The sequence below is a fragment of the Weissella viridescens genome, assembly GCF_001437355.1.
In the GTDB taxonomy this organism is placed as follows: Bacteria; Bacillota; Bacilli; order Lactobacillales; family Lactobacillaceae; genus Weissella; species Weissella viridescens.
On record NZ_JQBM01000003.1, the window covers coordinates 133,075 to 150,845 of the forward strand.

At 41.3% G+C, this 17,771-nt stretch carries 14 protein-coding genes; 13 read left to right on the plus strand and 1 reads right to left on the minus strand.

The features are described 5' to 3' along the window. Positions 1 to 24: 24 nt before the first annotated feature. The 11 genes from era (at position 25) to IV50_RS05695 (ending at position 14,204) form a co-directional block, all read left to right on the plus strand. Positions 25 to 930, plus strand: coding sequence for a GTPase Era (gene era / locus IV50_RS05645; RefSeq protein WP_057746334.1), 906 nt, complete (start codon positions 25 to 27; stop codon positions 928 to 930). A gap of 78 nt (positions 931 to 1,008) precedes the next feature. After that, positions 1,009 to 1,797 (plus strand): DNA repair protein RecO, encoded by a 789-nt coding sequence (recO, locus tag IV50_RS05650; protein ID WP_057746337.1) that lies wholly within the window; start codon positions 1,009 to 1,011, stop codon positions 1,795 to 1,797. Positions 1,798 to 2,060: 263 nt separating this feature from the next. Next, complete coding sequence (gene glyQ / locus IV50_RS05655) at positions 2,061 to 2,987, plus strand: glycine--tRNA ligase subunit alpha (protein WP_057746340.1); 927 nt, start codon at positions 2,061 to 2,063, stop codon at positions 2,985 to 2,987. Position 2,988: 1 nt separating this feature from the next. Then, the gene (gene glyS, locus IV50_RS05660; RefSeq protein ID WP_057746343.1) at positions 2,989 to 5,070 is read left to right on the plus strand and encodes a glycine--tRNA ligase subunit beta; all 2,082 of its coding nucleotides are present in this window, start codon (positions 2,989 to 2,991) and stop codon (positions 5,068 to 5,070) included. A 176-nt stretch (positions 5,071 to 5,246) separates the two neighbouring features. Next, a complete protein-coding gene (locus tag IV50_RS05665) occupies positions 5,247 to 6,194 on the plus strand; it encodes a TerC family protein (RefSeq protein ID WP_057746573.1) in 948 nt (315 codons plus the stop codon). Positions 6,195 to 6,330: 136 nt separating this feature from the next. After that, positions 6,331 to 7,365: a lactonase family protein gene (locus tag IV50_RS05670; protein WP_057746346.1), complete on the plus strand. Its 1,035-nt coding sequence runs from the start codon at positions 6,331 to 6,333 to the stop codon at positions 7,363 to 7,365. Between the two features lie 21 nt (positions 7,366 to 7,386). After that, positions 7,387 to 8,583: an AI-2E family transporter gene (locus IV50_RS05675; RefSeq protein ID WP_057746349.1), complete on the plus strand. Its 1,197-nt coding sequence runs from the start codon at positions 7,387 to 7,389 to the stop codon at positions 8,581 to 8,583. 113 nt (positions 8,584 to 8,696) lie between these two features. After that, on the plus strand, positions 8,697 to 9,212 hold the full coding sequence (locus tag IV50_RS05680) for a tRNA (cytidine(34)-2'-O)-methyltransferase (RefSeq protein ID WP_057746352.1): 516 nt from the start codon (positions 8,697 to 8,699) through the stop codon (positions 9,210 to 9,212). Positions 9,213 to 9,227: 15 nt separating this feature from the next. Further along, complete coding sequence (locus IV50_RS05685; protein ID WP_057746355.1) at positions 9,228 to 11,993, plus strand: FtsK/SpoIIIE family DNA translocase; 2,766 nt, start codon at positions 9,228 to 9,230, stop codon at positions 11,991 to 11,993. Between the two features lie 79 nt (positions 11,994 to 12,072). Continuing rightward, the gene (locus IV50_RS05690; protein ID WP_057746358.1) at positions 12,073 to 12,972 is read left to right on the plus strand and encodes an ABC transporter ATP-binding protein; all 900 of its coding nucleotides are present in this window, start codon (positions 12,073 to 12,075) and stop codon (positions 12,970 to 12,972) included. After that, positions 12,972 to 14,204 carry an ABC transporter permease gene (locus tag IV50_RS05695; protein WP_057746360.1) on the plus strand — a complete coding sequence of 411 codons (1,233 nt, stop codon included), beginning with the start codon at positions 12,972 to 12,974 and terminating at the stop codon, positions 14,202 to 14,204. The genes IV50_RS05690 and IV50_RS05695 overlap by 1 nt, the downstream gene beginning before the upstream one ends. A gap of 54 nt (positions 14,205 to 14,258) precedes the next feature. On the opposite strand, the gene IV50_RS08025 is transcribed toward IV50_RS05695, so the two are convergent. Continuing rightward, a complete protein-coding gene (locus IV50_RS08025) occupies positions 14,259 to 14,393 on the minus strand; it encodes a hypothetical protein (protein ID WP_258311513.1) in 135 nt (44 codons plus the stop codon). Between the two features lie 161 nt (positions 14,394 to 14,554). Here IV50_RS08025 and uvrC point away from each other — a divergent pair, with 161 nt between their 5' ends. Further along, a complete protein-coding gene (gene uvrC / locus IV50_RS05700) occupies positions 14,555 to 16,339 on the plus strand; it encodes an excinuclease ABC subunit UvrC (RefSeq protein WP_057746363.1) in 1,785 nt (594 codons plus the stop codon). Between the two features lie 93 nt (positions 16,340 to 16,432). Further along, positions 16,433 to 17,740: a GTPase ObgE gene (obgE, locus tag IV50_RS05705; RefSeq protein ID WP_057746366.1), complete on the plus strand. Its 1,308-nt coding sequence runs from the start codon at positions 16,433 to 16,435 to the stop codon at positions 17,738 to 17,740. Positions 17,741 to 17,771 lie beyond the last annotated feature (31 nt).

Sequence of the window (17,771 nt, forward strand, 5' to 3'; positions counted from 1 at the left end):
CAGAATATATGAGGAAATATACGAATGTCAGAAGCTTTTAAGTCCGGGTTTGTTGCTATTGTTGGGCGCCCAAATGTGGGTAAGTCAACATTGCTAAACCAGATGATTGGTGAAAAAATTGCCATCATGTCACCAAAGGCCCAAACAACCCGTAATAAAATTCAAGGAATTTATACCACGGATGAGGGTCAAATTGTGTTTATTGACACACCTGGAATCCATAAACCACAAAATGGTTTGGGAGATTTCATGATGAAAACGGCTAATTCAGCTTTACATGAAGCGGATATGATTTGGTTTGTCGTTAATGCCGATGAGCCACGTGGTGGCGGTGATGATTACATCATTAATCGTTTAAAGGATGTTGAAACACCAGTCTACTTGGTCATTAATAAAGTGGATCTGGTTCAGCCGCAAGAAGTTTTGCCGATGATTGCTGATTATCAAGCGCAGATGGATTTTGCTGAAATTTTCCCAATTTCAGCACGGACCGGTGACAATGTGCAAGCATTGATTGATACAACAATGGACCAAATGGAAGCGGGTCCTCAATACTATCCTGAAGATCAAATCACTGATCATCCAGAACGCTTTATTATGGCTGAGTTGATTCGTGAAAAGGTCCTACAATTAACGCGTCAAGAAGTGCCACACTCTGTGGCTGTCGTGATTGATAGTATTGCTCGTGAAGCAAATGAAAAGTTACATGTACAAGCAACGATTGTTGTTGAGCGTCCAAGTCAAAAGAATATCATTATTGGTAAGGGTGGGAGTATGATTAAAGAAATCGGAACCCGTGCCCGTAAAGATATTGAACGTTTGCTTGGTAGCAAAGTTTATCTAGAACTTTGGGTCAAGGTTGAAGATCGCTGGCGCGATAAGCCACAAGCCTTGCAATCATATGGATATAAGGAGGATGCCGACGTTTAAACAACGTTGCATCACCCAATCTGAAATCGTTTCGTCACTGACGGCGATTTCTTTTTTTATTTAAAAAGGAGGGCTAAAATGGCGGATATCTTTCAGGGCATTGTCATGTACCAGCGGGCCCACAAAGAAAAGGATTTAATGGTTAAGATTCTAACCCGTGAATATGGTAAACGCATGTTTTATATTCGACATGGGAAATCAAAACGCTATCAATATGCGGCTGATATGCAACCTTTAACGATGGCAACCTATGAAGGAACGATTAATCGCACTGGTTTAAGTTTCATCAATGATGTGAAACAAAGTAAGCTCCCACGTGTTTTTATTGAGGATGTCGAGAAAAATGCATACATGCTCTATATACTTGGCCTTATTGATGCAGCTTATGTTGATAATCAGCCGATTGCGCATTGGTTTGATGAAGCTAAATTAGCTGAGGCAAAGATGGTTGCCGGATTTGATGCTCAAGCTTTAGCGAATTATTTTGAGTTACACTTATTACCTGATTTTGGGATTCAAATCCAATGGCAAAGTTGTGTCATTTGTGGCAATGCTGAGGGACCGATGGATTTTTCAGAACACCTACAAGGCGTTTTATGTCAAAAACATTGGGAACGAGATGAACATCGGATGCATGTAAATCCTAAGGCGGTTTATGTGTTACAACAACTGGCACGTGTGGATTTGACGCAATTGCATTCATTGACATTGAATGATGTAACTAAAGAAGAGATGGCTCGGGTGCTGGACCGTATCTATCAGGAGCAGGTGGGAGTTCAGTTACGTGCCAAAACATTTATTCAAGATTTACATCAATGGGACCAACGCTTAGCACAACGCGGTCAAAAAAATGCGCCGACTGATTGACTTTAAAATATGGACGAGTAAAATAGATGGTATAGCGATGAAGACAGAATATTTATAAACACATGTATAGCAAGTTGCCGTTGATGGAAGGGCAATCATATCGTTTATAAGGGGCGCTGTCTGAGCCAAGAACAAATTAAATGAAGCTGCCAAGATTTTCTTGGAAGTAGGGTGGAACCGCGATCTAATCGTCCCTACATCAATTGTTTGAGTACAGTTGGTGTAGGCTTTTTTTATGCATTTAAAACAGAAAGGGTAATACAATGACCGAAAAGTTAAGTGTGCAAGACATTATTTTAACGTTACAAAAGTTTTGGGCGGACCAAGGCGCTATGTTAATGGAGGCGTATGATACAGAAAAAGGGGCTGGAACCATGAGCCCTTATACATTTTTACGTGCGAATGGCCCAGAGCCATGGCATGCAGCCTATGTCGAACCATCACGTCGTCCAGCTGATGGTCGTTATGGGGATAATCCAAATCGTCTGTATCAACACCACCAATTTCAAGTGGTTATGAAGCCATCACCAGACAATATTCAAGAGCTATATCTTGCTTCATTGGAAGCCTTAGGTATTAATCCACTCGAGCATGATATTCGTTTCGTTGAAGATAACTGGGAAAACCCATCAATGGGAGCGGCTGGTATCGGTTGGGAAATCTGGCTTGATGGAATGGAAGTTACGCAATTTACATATTTCCAACAAGTTGGTGGAATTCCCGTTGATGCAGTCACTTCTGAAATCACATATGGCCTGGAACGTTTAGCGTCATACATCCAAGACGTGCCAACTGTATATGATTTGGAATGGGGAAATGGCGTACTGTATGGAGACATTTTCAAGGAACCAGAATTTGAACATTCAACCTACTCATTTGATACGTCTGATTCAGAAATGCTTTTGCGCCACTTTAATGATTACGAAACTGAAGCTAAGCGCGCCTTGGCTGATAACTTGGTTCATCCAGCGTATGACTATATTTTGAAGTCATCACATACGTTTAATTTGTTAGACGCACGTGGTGTCGTATCAGTAACAGAACGGGCGAAGTATCTAAGTCGCATTCGTAAGATGGCGCACCAAGTGGCCCAAGAATTTATTGACGAGCGCAAGAAGCTTGGTTTCCCTTTGCTAAAGGATGAAGCTCTTAGAGCAAAGTACTTACCAGCAGACGAGGAGGAAAACTAACATGGCTAACTACTTATTAGAAATTGGTTTAGAAGAAGTACCAGCACATTTGGTCACACCAGCAATTAATCAACTCGTTGAACGTATGGAAAATTTCTTAACTGAGGAACGCCTTCAACATGGTGCCATTAAGCCATTCTCAACGCCACGTCGTTTGGCAGTGTTGGTTGAAGATGTTGCAGAAAAGGCTGACGATTTTCAAGAGGAAGTCAAAGGACCCGCTAAGAAGGCGGCCCTAGATGCTGATGGTAATTATACAAAGGCAGCCCAAGGCTTTGTTCGTGGTCAAGGTTTGACAACGGATGATATTACTTTTAAGGAATTTAAGGGTAATGAATATATTTACGTGACAAAATTTGATGCTGGTAAGCCAGCCGCCGAAGTCCTAACGGGAGTTAAAGCTGTCGTTGAAGCGATGACCTTTCCAACAACCATGAGCTGGGGACGTCACAGTTTTGAGTATGTTCGTCCAATTCGTTGGGTTGTTTCATTATTGGATGATACAATCGTGCCATTCAACATTTTGGATGTGGCTGCGGGACGTTCAACACGTGGACACCGCTTCCTAGGTCATGATGCCGATATTATGACTGCAACGGATTACGTTGAAACCTTGGCTAGTGTTTACGTGCAAGCCGATGCCCAAGCCCGCAAGGCGGCCATTCAAGACCAAATTGCCCAAATTGGTGCAGAAAATGATTGGCAAGTTGTTGCAGACGCAGACCTTCTCGAGGAAGTTAATAATTTAGTTGAGTATCCAACTGCCTTTTCAGGTGACTTTGATGAAAAGTATTTGTCATTACCGGATGAGGTATTGATTACTTCAATGAAGGAGCACCAACGTTTCTTCCACGTGACAGATGCGAATGGTGATTTATTGCCACACTTCATTTCAGTTCGAAACGGAAATGCAGATCATATGGATAATGTGATTGCTGGAAATGAAAAGGTGTTAGTCGCCCGTCTTGAAGATGCCTTGTTCTTCTATCAAGAAGATCAAAAGCATGATATTGATTACTATAATGAAAAGTTGACCCGAGTATCATTCCACGCTAAGTTGGGATCTGTTTATGATCACACGCTTCGTGCAACAGTGATTGCGCGTTTGATTGCGAATGATTTAAATTTTGATGATGGACAACAAGCTTTGCTTGAACGTGCAGGTGCCATTTACAAATTTGACTTGATGACGGGAATGGTCGGGGAGTTTGATGAATTGCAAGGGATTATGGGTGAGAAGTATGCCTTAATCTTTGGTGAAACACCAGAAGTTGCCCAAGCAATTCGTGAACACTATATGCCAATCAGCGCCGGTGGGGCTTTGCCTGAAAGTGATTTAGGTAAGGTATTAGCTTTGGCTGACAAGCTTGATACGATTTTGTCATTCTTTGCTGGTGAAATGATTCCATCTGGTTCAAATGATCCGTATGCCTTACGTCGTGCGGCTTCAGGAATTGTGGCCATCTTGGCTGACAACGATTGGAATTTGGATATTGATGCAATTCTAAACCGCTTTGTCGCACAAATGGTTGAACGACAAGATACATTAGGACTACCTGATGAAGTGGCCTCGAGCTTAACAGGAAGCGTTAGCTCTGTCATTGATTTCTTGACTGATCGTGTGGTCAAGGAGCTACAAGATCGTGGTGTGCGTCGTGATGTGATTAATGCGGTCACGAAGAATGACTTTACCAGCACAACGCAAATGTTTGATTCAGCAGATGCGCTGATTGCACATACTGATGATGCGAACTTCCGCGATGGTGTTGAAGGTTTGACGCGAATTATGCGCCTCACAACGAAGAATCCAACAGATGCTTCAGTTGACCCAGCCTTATTTGAAAATGATGCGGAAGCCAACTTGTACGAAGCGGTACATCCAGTTGCTGACATTTCTGGAACTGATGCTGTGCTTGCTGCGTTGTTGGGATTGGCACCACAAATTGATGCCTACTTTGATGAAACAATGGTGATGGTTGACGATGACGCAGTTAAGCAAAATCGTTTGGCAACACTTCAGGCTGTTTCTCAACAAGCCAAGCGCGTTGCTAACTTCATGGAGTTAGATGTGAAGAGTAAGTAAATATTTAAACTTAAAAGCAGTGCCGGGACTAACCTGGAGACTGCTTTTTTGTTACACAACTGTAAAGTCTTGATAAGTAAGTTTAACTTAATTAAATCGAAATCTATGTATAATGAAATTTGTTAGGAATAATTGTGGAGATTCCTTGTGTCCTTAAAAGAAAGATGAGTTATAAATTGGAAGTAAGTATTGGTTATTGGATTGGTTTTTTTGTTTTCGTCATGATTATGTTAGCCCTTGATTTGGGGGTTTTTCATAAGACGGATGAAGAACCATCAGTTAAGTCTTCACTCCTATGGAGTGCCTTTTGGATTGGACTAGCTTTCGTCTTTGCTGGCGGTGTCTGGTATTTCGGTGGAAAGGCACCAGCAGTTGACTTTATCACTGCCTACCTTTTGGAAAAATCATTGAGTATTGATAATTTATTTATCTTTATCTTAGTGTTTAGCTATTTCAAGATTGCACCAAAGTATCAACACCGAATTTTGTTCTGGGGTGTGTTTGGTGCACTGGTAATGCGTGTTATCTTCATTTTTGGTGGTGCAGCCTTATTGCATCGCTTCGAATGGTTGATGTACATTTTCGGGGCTTTCTTGGTTTACACTGGGATCAAGATGTTCTTTGAAAAGGATGACGATCAGGACTTGAATGACAGTGGTATGATTAAACTGTTCCGTAAGTTCTTACCCATCAAGGAAGATGTCGTTGAACCGCATTTCTTAGTCAAAGATAATGGTAAGGTATATGCAACGCAGTTCCTGTTGGCCTTGTTGTTTATTGAAGCATCAGATTTGCTGTTTGCCGTTGATTCAATTCCAGCGGTGTTGGCCGTTACACAAGATACATTTATTGTTGTCACTTCAAACATCTTTGCAATTATGGGGCTACGTTCACTGTATTTTGCGCTCGCAAGTATTCTCCCAATGTTCCGCTATATCAAGTACGCCTTAGCTGGCATTCTAGCGTTTATCGGGGTTAAAATGATTGTGAACGAAGTAAGCAAAATGATGGGATCTTCATTCCATATTTCAAACGTTTTGTCACTTGCAGTTATTGTTGGCTCATTAGCAATTGCCATTGTGGCCTCAATTATCGTGTCACGTCGTGAAGAAAAACAAGTTTAATGTAAAAGCACCCACAGGTTGGGTGCTTTTTTTTGCAATCGCTTTCTACAATTAAGTTCAATTGTTGAAAATATGCTATAATATCAGCTGTAAGAGAAATATTTAAAAACAAATTTCAAGAAATGAGGACGGCATAATGACAGAGAAAATGTTATTTGGTACGTATACAAAGCGTGTTTCAAAGGGGATTTATCAAGCTGACTTTGATGAACAGACAGGTGAAATGTCAAATGTTGAAGCAATCGCCGAAATTGGATCACCAACTTATTTAAATGTAAGTGATGCCGACGTGCTTTACGCCGTGGATAAGCAAGATGGTCAAGGTGGCGTTGCCGTTTATGATTATGATTCTGAAAACGCAAAAACAACTTTAAAGCAAGAAGTGTTGGCTGATGGTGCATCACCAGCCTATGTTGCCGTTGATGAGAACCGTCAACTCCTTTATACAGCTAACTACCATAAGGGGACTGTAGAAGTTTATGCAATTGCTGCTGATGGTAAGTTGACGCAAACTGACGCTTTTCAAGCTGTTGGCTCAGGTCCACGTCCTGAGCAAGATGGTCCTCACATGCACTTTGCTAATTTGACACCAGACAATCGTTTGGTTGCAGTTGATTTGGGATCAGATAAGGTCTATACATTTGATGTTTCCGAAGCAGGTAAGTTAACTGAAGTGGCAGTATTCGAAACTGAAGCTGGTTTTGGTCCTCGTCATATTCGCTTTAGTCAAGATGGTCAAAAAGCCTATCTTTTAGGAGAACTCTCATCGCAACTTTCTGAGTTAAACTACGATGCAACATCAGGTACTTTTGAGTTGGCTCAAACGCTTTCAACTAAGCCTGACGATTGGGAGGCACACAATGGTGCTGCCGCTATCTACGTTTCTGCAGATAACCGTTTTATCTACACAAGTAATCGTGGACACAATTCAATTGCTGTATTCGAAGTTAAGGCCAATGGTGCCATTGATCGTCGCGTTCAACTAATTTCAACTGAGGGTGATTTCCCACGTGACTTCGCTTTGTCACCAAATGAACGTTACCTAATTGCGACCAATCAAAACACAGACAATGCCACTGTATATCAACGAGATATAGTAACTGGGCAATTGACACTTCAAGAAAAAGATATTCAAGTACCTGAGCCCGTACGAGTTGTCTTTGTTAAATAACAGGTTGAGGAGTAGCATTTAATGGACGCAAACCCAAATCAAAAAAATTCATGGTTTTATCGGTGGTTTTTAAATAATAAAACAGTCACGACGTTGTTAGTGGTTTTACTTTTGTTAATTATCATTTTTATGGTTTCAAAAGTAAGTTTTATATTCGAGCCACTTAAAGTCATTTTTGCAGCAGTGGGAACACCTATTATCATTGCTGGTGTTTTCTATTACTTTTTAAACCCGCTCGTTGATTTACTAGAAAAAAAGACCCAGGTTAAAAGAACTTGGATTATCTCACTGATTTTCATTGCGCTAATTGGCTTATTGGTTTGGGGCTTAGCAGTCTTCATTCCGTGGTTGGGAGGGCAAGTACGGAGCTTTGTCGAGAATGTGCCAAACTATTGGCATAGTTTCACCAAAGTTTCCGATGAAATTCTCAAAGGAAATAAATATCCGCAATTGAATGCAATTGTTAGTGAATTCAATGATGACCTAACGGATTGGTTTAAAAATTCCTCAAGTGATTATGCAAAAAAGGGATTTAGTAGCGTTTCAAGTCTAGTCGGCTCAATTACTAAAGTTGGCGTGAGTCTGGTTACTTTCCCAGTTATTTTGTTCTACATGCTTAAAGATGGTCATCATTTGCCTAAATACTTAACCAGCTTCTTTCCTAAGCGGGCGCAAAGTTCGTTCCAAGAGACGTTGCAAGATATTAATGCGCAAATTTCAAATTATATTCGTGGGCAACTTTCAGTTGCCTTTGCGGTTATGATTATGTTTGGGATTGGATTTACAATTATCGGCTTGCCCTACGGGCTATTTTTAGCATTGCTAGCCGGAATCTTTAATTTAATCCCGTACATTGGATCGTTTTTGGCGATGTTACCAGCGTTGGGAGTGGCTTTATCAGTTTCACCAATGCTATTTGCGCAGGCGGTTCTTGTCTTCGTGATTGAACAAATCTTGGAAGGACATGTGATTTCACCTAAGCTGTTAGGGGATTCATTGGAAATTTATCCAGTAACGGTTTTGGTTGTGTTGCTTTCAGCTGGAAATTTGTTTGGATTGCCAGGGGTCATCTTAGGTATTCCAGGTTATGCAGTATTGAAGGTCCTTGTGACGAAACTATATAGTTGGTGGCGCCATGTCTCGGGATTGTTTGACGATGATGACGGCATATCAACTAAGCAAACAGCTGAAGCTAATCTAGGTCATACGAGCGATTAGAGTAAAGTCTTTAATAAGATTTAGCGTTATAGCACGAACTTTAATTAGTTCGTGCTATAATTTTTGTTTAAGTAGAAATAAAAGCCGTTATGGCTGACACGCAGGGGAGTTTTATGAGTACGAATCATATTGTTTTATTTGAACCATTGATGCCCGCTAATACTGGGAACATCGCCCGAACTGCAACGGGAACAAATACAAAATTACATTTAATTGAGCCACTTGGCTTTGATTTGGACGACAAGCATGTGAAGCGAGCAGGTTTGGACTATTGGGATACGGTAGATTTAGAAATTCATCCAAATCTACCTGCCTTTATGGAAACCTTACAAGCATCTGATGAATTATTTTTGATTTCTAAGTTTGCACCACGTGCGTATCATCAAGCTGATTATACAGATCCAGATCACGACTATTATTTTATGTTTGGAAAAGAAACGACAGGGTTGCCTGAACCATTTATGCGTAAGCATGCGGATCAAGCCTTACGAATTCCACAAAATGATGAACATATTCGATCACTAAATCTAGCCAACACTGCAGCGATTGTTATTTATGAAGCGCTACGCCAGCAACAATTTAATGGCCTTGATCTAACATTCGATTATGATTATGACAAATTAAAGTAACTGAAAGGAGGCATTATGGCTGAAACAAAGCAAAATCGGCCAAAGCAAACATCCAAGCCAAAGACACCACGGAAGCCGGCTGCAAAGTCTGGTCAAAAAAAGCGGCCAGCTAAGAAGAAGCAGACGAGTTGGCTAGCAGTACATTGGCCACAGTTGACAGCGCTCGGTCTGAGTCTATTATCGGTGTTGGCCATTTTTAAGGTAGGCCTATTGGGCAAGTTTTTTGCGAATGTCATGCGCTGGTGCATCGGTGGTAGTTATCAACTTTTCTTAGTTATCTTACTTGTACCACTCTTAGTGGTAATTGCATATAACCAGTGGCCAAAGAAAATAAAAAAGAATCAGTATGTGGGCTTTACCTTGTTTTATTTAGGCCTTTGCCTATCTGGATCAATTCTTTTATTTACAAAAATGAACATTCATACTGATTTTATGGGTCACATTAGTGAGTATATTCGTCAAGATGTGGTGAATGCAGCCGTTTCAACACCCGTGGGTGGTGGAATGATTGGCGCGGGCTTATACCAAGTCAGTCATCTCTTGCTAGGAAATTTTGGCGCATGGCTTGTGGCAATCTTATTGATTTTAAGTGGTGTGATTGTGACATTCAACGTCCCTATTCGAGAAGTTTTTGATAATTTCTTCAATTTAGCCGAAGGAACTGGGGATTATGTACAGGTGAAAGCTAATACGGTTCATGAGACAGTGACTGAAAAGGTGTCAGATTTTAAGACACGCCAGAAACATGCGATGACCGATGTCTTTAATGATGATCCATTTGGGGCAGGGAAGCAGGATCAGGAAGCAAAATTGCCGGATGCTACAATGGGGCAGTTAGACGATCAGTCATTAAATGAAGTTGGAAATGTCGAGGCAACGAGTACGGAATTTAAAATGCCAGAAATTGTTGCACCTGAGGCAAAAACACAGGATGTTATCGCAGATTCATTACCCGATACAGCATTTGATACGCCGGCATTTAATGAGTCTGGGAGTTTCGATGTGCCGCCGATTCCGCCAGAAAGTGACGCCCCACAAGATTCGCCATTTGGCCCAACTGATTTTGACGCGAATGAAGTGATTCAAAGCCCAGATGCAACGGTTGAACCTGTGACTTATGGTGAAGATGTCAGCGATGATGAATTAGATATGCCATTGACGCATGCTGATGTGGTGGGTCATAACGATAGCCAGACGAGTCCAAAAACAAAACCACATCAAAGTAACGTTGGTCACGTTGAACCCTCAACGAAGTCTGTACCAACTGAAGATGTTGATGCGAGTGGATTGGGAACTGTTATTGACGACGCTCATTACCAATTGCCATCACCAGAGTTACTAACAGAAATTGGATCAACTGATCAATCGGCTGAGCGTGATGCACTGAATGAAAAAGCGCGTATTTTACATGAGACGCTGAAGAGCTTCCATATTAATGCCACTGTTGAAAAAGTTGTCCTTGGACCAACAGTGACGCAATATGAAATTAAACCGGCAGTTGGTGTGAAAGTGTCTAAAATCCAGAATCTAGCTGATGATTTGGCCTTATCATTATCAGCTAAATCGCTGCGTATTGAGGCACCAATTCCAGGCAAAAATGTGGTTGGAATTGAAGTTGCTAACGACCAACAAGCGACGGTTGGTTTTAAGGATATGGTTGAAGAGTCTGGGATTAACACAAAACATCCTTTGACTGTGCCCATTGGCCGTGGTGTGACTAGTGGCGTTGTCAAAATGGATTTGACCAAGATGCCGCATTTGTTGATTGCAGGATCGACAGGATCTGGGAAGTCCGTGGCCATTAACGGAATTCTGGCCTCAATTCTATTGCAGGCCAATCCTAGCCAAGTGCGTTTAATGCTAGTTGACCCCAAGAAGGTTGAACTATCAGTTTATAATGATATTCCACATCTGATTACGCCAGTCGTTTCAGATCCAAAAAAGGCTTCAATTGGGTTGAAAAAGGTTGTGGCAGAGATGGATCGACGCTTTAAGCTCCTTGCAGATGCAGGTGTACGTAACATGGATGGTTATAATCGCTATGTTGAAAAACAAAATGCGAAGGACCCTTCAACTGTGTTACAAACCATGCCATATCTTGTGGTTGTGATTGATGAGCTGGCTGATTTGATGATGACTTCATCAGTCTCTGGTGATGTGGAAAATGCAATTGTGCGGATTGCACAATTGGGTCGTGCCGCAGGTATTCATATGATTGTGGCAACGCAACGGCCTTCAGTTGATATCATTACGGGGCTAATTAAAGCCAACGTACCTTCACGAATGGCTTTTGCGGTTTCTTCTGGTGTCGACTCAAGAACAATTCTGGACCAAAACGGGGCCGAAAAGCTACTTGGACGTGGTGATATGCTATTTGCACCAATTGGAGCAAGTGGTCCACAACGTGTACAAGGTGCCTTTATCTCGGATGAGGATGTCGAGAATCTGACTGACTTTATTAAAGATCAAGGTGAGGCCCAGTATGATGAAAGCATGACGGTTTCTGATGCAGAAGTACAATCGCTTGAATCTGGTCAGAATGGTGGCGCTGACGAGCTTGATGAACTTTGGGATGAAGTCTTGGAGTTCGTCCTTCGCGCAGGTGGTGCTTCGACGTCATCAATTCAACGTCATTTCAAGATAGGTTATAACCGAGCTGGTCGGATTATTGATGACATGTCTGATCGAGGTCTTATTGGACCGCAAAATGGTTCTAAACCACGTGAAATCAATTTCACTGCTGAGATGTTACCAGGATTAAAACGACAAGTGCAAAGTTAAAAAAACGGACGTTGATGATTTATTCATCACGTCCGTTTTGCTATAATTTGAGTAACTTAAATGAATCGAGATAGGCACATTGATAGAAATAAATGATCTAACAAAACAATTTGGTGATAAGACGGCAGTCAGTCATTTAAATATGCAGATTAAACCTGGCGAGGTAATGGGTTTGATTGGTCAAAATGGCGCTGGTAAAACAACAACTTTTCGGATGATTCTTGACTTTATTGATCCAACCAGTGGTTCAGTGCGTTGGGATGGGACGTCAATGACCGCTGAAAAGCGTCAAAAATTAGGCTTTTTACCTGAAGAACGTGGCCTATATCAGAAGATGAGTATTGAAGACCAAGTCCTTTATTTTGCTGAACTCCATGGTATGAAACGTGGGGATGCACGTCTAGCTTTGCGTGATTGGATGAAACGTTTGAACGTGGTCGGCAAACCGGAAGATAAAGTCCAAAGTTTATCAAAAGGGAATGCACAAAAAATTCAGTTGATTGCAACAGTCATTTTCAATCCAACATTTTTAATTTTAGACGAGCCATTTTCCGGGTTAGATCCAGTTAATACAGAATTGATGATGCAGGAAATTTTGAACTTAAAGCAACAAGGGGCGATGATTATTTTCAGTTCGCACGACATGGCGGGGGTTGAAAAGTTGTCCGATCAATTAACCATGCTGCGCCATGGTGAAACCGTGTTACAAGGAGCGCCTACAGAAATCCGTGAGAGTTTTGGCCGGACAGAATTATACCTTGAAGCGCCCATTTCATCTGATACACTGGCCCAAATTGATGGCGTTGACGCAATTGAGCCGCAAGGTGATGGCCGTTTGTTACACTTATCAGATCCTGAGTCTGGAAAAACAGTGTTTAAACTGGCGACTCAAGCGGGGTACATTCCTGCTTTTGCGCAAGAACCACCAACTTTAGATGCCATTTTTAGACGTGAAGTCGCGGCAGGAGAGGTGAAATAATGCAGAAAAAACAGTTATGGATTGTTATTCGTCAGACATTTGTCAATCGGTTAAAAACCGTCGGCTATTGGATGCTAGTGCTGACTCCAATCTTAATTTTAGCAGCAATTGCAGGGATTAATTTTGTTGTGCAGGCCACGCAAAATAATACAGCACCAAAGATTGGTGTGGTACAGAATCAACCCTTGGTCCATTATTTAGATAAACAACAATTAGATGCTGACATCAAAGGATATGCCAAGACAAGTACAGCTAATAAAGCACTCGCTGATGAAAAAATTGATGCTGTTCTGGTCGAGCATGAGCAACAATTTACGTTGACCAAAAGAGCGAACGGCCAATCGATTGATCAAAAAGCACTTCAGAGTGCCCTAACCCAGTACAATACGATTAATCGGGCTAAGGCTTTGCAGGTTAGTGATGATACGTTGCAACAATTGATGACACCACCTAAAATGAGCACGCACATTCAAAGTCAAAAAGGGGTTAATAAAGACGGCGCAAATAGTAATGCTGCTAATTATGGCGTCGCGGTTGCCCTTGGCATTCTGATTTTCATGTTCCTAACCTCATATGTAGGGATGATTGCTCAAGAAATAGCGAACGAAAAATCATCGCGCATTATGGAAATCTTGTTAGCGGCCACTTCACCAGGCGTGCAATTCTTTGGGAAAATCGGTGGGATTGGCTTGCTAGCGCTCTTACATGGCGCCATTTATCTGATTTTAGGTATCATAGCTAGTTTCTGGCTGCCTAAAATCTCGCAACTTAAGGGCGTGTTGGATATGCTGCAGGGCATTGATTGGTCGTTTGCTTTGATGACTATGCTGATTGTGATTGTTTCAATATTCTTATATATGGTTTTAACAGCAATCATTGCCGCTATGGTCAACGACCTAAGTCAGGTGCAACAGGCAGTTGCACCTGTGACATACATCTCATTAATTGGCTACATTCTGACCTTTGTTTTAAATGGACAACCACATAACGCTTTTTTGAACATTTTGTCGTATGTGCCATTTGTGTCACAAACATTAATGCCTGCTCGGCTGGGATTACAGTATGCAACGATGACACAAGCTAGTATTGCACTAACCTTAGAAGTGATGACGCTATACTTCTTGTCGAAGTACGGATTACGTGTGTATAAGCGCAATGTATTGACTTATCGAGAAGGTAATATCACGAAGGCCGCCTTATTGAGTTTAAAAGGGCTGTTTAAGGCACATTAAAATGGTAAAAAACGCCTGACTGTGAAATCGCAGTCAGGCGTTTTTTTGTAAGTTTTACTTTTTTTGGTCTGTTTTATTTTTCTTATTCAAGAAATCTTTGGCGTTATTATCATCATCTAAATCAGGAATTTGGAATGTTGCATCCATTTTTTTGCCAAGTTCATCCTTGCGGCGTGTGAGTAGTCCCATATTGATTGAGCTCCCTTCTGATAAATCGTGTTGCCATAAGTGTAGCACTTTTAGTCGCAAAAATGAATGGATGGAAAGTTTAGTTAAACCGAATTTCACTCCTTAAACCGTATAAAAAGGTGTATAATAGATATAATCATTTTGAGCGGAAGGAGGTCATTATGGCTTCTGAACATATTGAACAAAAATTAGCCTTGTTACCAGATTTACCTGGTTCTTACCAAATGAAAGATATCAACGGTAAAATTATTTACGTTGGAAAGGCAAAGAATTTAAAAAATCGTGTGCGATCTTATTTTAAAAGTGAACACACAGGCAAGACGGCTGAACTTGTGCGCAATATCGCAGATTTTGATTATATTGTCACGAGTTCAGAAAAAGAATCGCTGTTACTAGAGGTGACATTGATTCAAAAGTATCAGCCATACTATAATATTCGGTTAAAGCAGGGGACTGGCTATCCTTATATTAAAATCACGAATGAACGTGACCCACAAATTATGTTGGTAAGTGACGTTAAAAAAGATGGAGCACACTATTTTGGACCATACCCAAATGTCTATGCTGCTGAAGAAACTGTGCACTTTTTGCAGAAAGTATATCCATTACGTCGTTGTAATGGTTACCAAGGTCGCCCGTGTTTGTATGCCAATATGGGCCAATGCTTAGGTGCGTGTTTCAGAGAAGTTCCCGAATCAGAGTATGCTGATCAGATTAAGCATATTCAATCATTTCTCAATGGCGATACAAAAAACGTGACAAAACAACTTGAGACACGTATGAATGAGGCCTCTGAGCAACTTGAATTTGAACGGGCAGCTGATTTACGGGACCAGTTGAAATTTATCAAGACAACAGTTGAAAAGCAAAAAATCATTTCAAATGATGGGACCCCGCGTGATTTAATTAACTTTTATATGGATAAGGGTTGGCTATCGGTACAAGTTTTCTTTATTCGTCAGTCTCGGTTGATGAAACGTGAGAAACGTGTGTTTGCGATTGTTGATGATGCTGGCGAAGAGCTGACAAGTTTCATCTTGCAATTTTATAATCGTAAAAATGCCATTTTACCTAAAGAAATTTTAGTTCCCAAAGAGGTTAACCGTGACGCCATTGCAGATGTATTGGGTGTTTCAGTTAAAACACCTCAGCGCGGCGAGAAAAAAGCCTTGATGGATTTGGCAGAGAAAAACGCCAAAATTGAGCTTGAAGAAAAATTCCGCCTGATGGAAATGAATGAGCAAAAGACCAATGGAGCCATGCAAGAAATTGCAGACGCGTTAAATATCCCTGAAATTCATCGGATTGAAGCTTTTGACCATTCACATTTGAGTGGAGAAGAGATGGTTTCAGCCATGGTTGTATTTGAAGATGGTGTCCCCAATAAGAAACTTTATCGTAAGTATAAAACCAAAACTGTCGCGCATGCTGATGAACGTGCCGAGACCATGGAAGTCATTCGTCGCCGATATTCTCGTCTCTTAAAAGAACATGAAGCATTGCCTGATCTAATTTTGATGGATGGTGGCGAAATTCAATTGAATGCAGCCAAAGAAGTCATCGAGGATGAGTTAGGGTTGGAAATTCCAGTAGCGGCCATGGTGAAGAATAATCAACATAAAACAGCCGATTTACTAAAAGAAGATGGCGCACCACACGTGCATTTAGATCCAAAATCTCAGGGATTCTTCTTACTCCAACGGATTCAGGATGAGGTTCACCGGTTTGCGATTACGTTTCATCGACAATTGCGGTCGAAAAACTCTTTAGCATCGAAGTTAGATGAAATTAATGGGGTTGGACCGAAAACACGACAAAAGTTACTCTCACATTTTGGGTCCCTAAAAAAAATAGCGAATGCCCCTGATGACGAACTAAAAGAAATGGGTATCTCCGATAAGGTCATTCAAAATATTAAAATTTCCTTGCAAGCCCGACAAGATTAAAGGGGAAGTGACTAGCAATCGCGAACGTTTTAATTTATACTGAAGATTACGGTTTATTGCAGTTTGTAAAATAAGAAAGTGAGGTCATGAACGATGGCGTTTGTCGACCAAGTAAAAATTAATGTAAAAGCTGGAAAGGGTGGCGATGGAGTCGTCTCTTTCCGACATGAAAAGTATGTGGATATGGGTGGTCCTTTTGGTGGTGACGGTGGTCACGGGGGATCAGTCATTTTGAAAGTAGATTCAGGGTTACGTACCTTGATGGATTTCCGTTATAAGACGCACTTTAAGGCAACACCTGGTCAAAATGGTGCGACTAAAGGTATGACAGGGCGGTCAGCTGAAGATTTAGTAATTAAAGTTCCAGAAGGAACCACAGTGACGAATACTGAAACTGGACAAATTGTGGCTGACTTAACTGAACCAGGCCAAGAATTAGTTGTTGCAGAAGGTGGTCGTGGTGGTCGTGGTAATATCCATTTTGCGACTTCAAAAAATCCTGCACCAGAAATTGCCGAAAATGGTGAGCCTGGTCAAGAATTCTCACTCCAACTGGAGTTGCGGGTTCTAGCTGATGTTGGATTAGTGGGATTCCCCTCTGTTGGGAAATCAACATTACTCTCAGTTGTAACGGCAGCCAAGCCTAAAGTGGCGGCTTATCACTTTACAACGCTTGTTCCTAACTTAGGCATGGTACAACTAGATGATGGGCGCGACTTTGTTATGGCCGACTTACCTGGTCTGATTGAAGGTGCGTCAGATGGTGTTGGGCTGGGAGTTCAGTTCTTGCGTCACGTTGAACGGACACGGGTTATCTTGCATATGATTGATATGTCAGGGATTGATCCTGAAAATGATCCATATGAAGCTTATAAAGCTATTAACAGTGAGCTTGAGACTTATGATCCAGCTTTGTTGGAACGTCCACAAATTATCGTGCCAACAAAAATGGATATGCCTGACGCTGAAGAGACCTTAGCTGAATTCAAGCAAAAGCTTGCAGATGATCCATCTGTACCGGATGATGTTGAAATTATGCCAATCTCATCTTTGAATCGTGAAGGTGTGCAACCATTGATGCGTCGTACAGCAGATCTTTTGGATGTGACACCACAATTCATTGCTAAGGGGATGGAACCTGAATCTGAAACAACCATGTATGAATTTAAAGATGATCAACCTGCCTTCCAGATTGATCATGCTGAAGATGATTTGTGGATTGTGTATGGTGATGAAATCGAAGACATCATGCGTCGAACAAACACGGCCTTTACCGAATCACTCATGCGTTTTGCACGTGTGATGCGTAAGATGGGTGTTGATGCGGCCTTGCACGATGCCGGAGCCAAGAATGGGGATACCGTTCAAATTCTTGATTTCCAATTCGAATATGAAGAATAAAACAATAAACCGTTGATATGTAGCCAAAAAC